Genomic DNA, 519 nt, shown 5'->3' on the forward strand with positions numbered 1-519 from the left:
TAGTGTTTAATTTCGTAAATTAGATATAGTATTTTTAATCTGAGCGCCCTTGACTTCTCGTCGGCGCCATTTGAAGGGTTGAGCTTGTTGATTATGACGGCTGATAAAAGCCTCAATAGCGTTTTTGAGATCGCTGGTACTGCTAAAACTGGCCTGTTTGAGCGTTTTACGGGACAAAATACCAAACCAGATTTCGATTTGATTCAACCAACTGGCCGAGGTCGGTGTGTAATGAAAATACACCGGGCGACCTAAGTCAGCTAACCAGTCGTCATTACGCTTATGGGTACAATAATTATCCAAAATCACATGAATCTCCCGCTGTGGGGGCTCGTCTTCGATGATCGATGCCATAAACTGTCTGAAGTCCTCACGGGTTTTAGTTTGGGTAGTTTGGCCTTTGATTTCGCCCGTCGCCACATTCAGCGCAGCAAATAGATTCAATGTGCCATGCCGTTTATAGGTACTCTTAAATGCCTTAACCCAGGTTTTGTCTCGCGTTTGTACATATCCGGTTTT

The 519-nt window shown here is 43.9% G+C and carries 1 protein-coding gene; it reads right to left on the minus strand.

What is annotated here, in order from left to right; genetic code table 11:
- Window positions 1–6 precede the first annotated feature (6 nt).
- Window positions 7–519 (minus strand): IS630 family transposase (locus tag NP589_RS21630; RefSeq protein WP_256608819.1); only part of this gene is annotated, 513 nt, incomplete at its 5' end.

Origin of the sequence: Methylomonas rosea, from assembly GCF_024505055.1 — a bacterium.
GTDB lineage: Bacteria > Pseudomonadota > Gammaproteobacteria > Methylococcales > Methylomonadaceae > Methylomonas > Methylomonas rosea.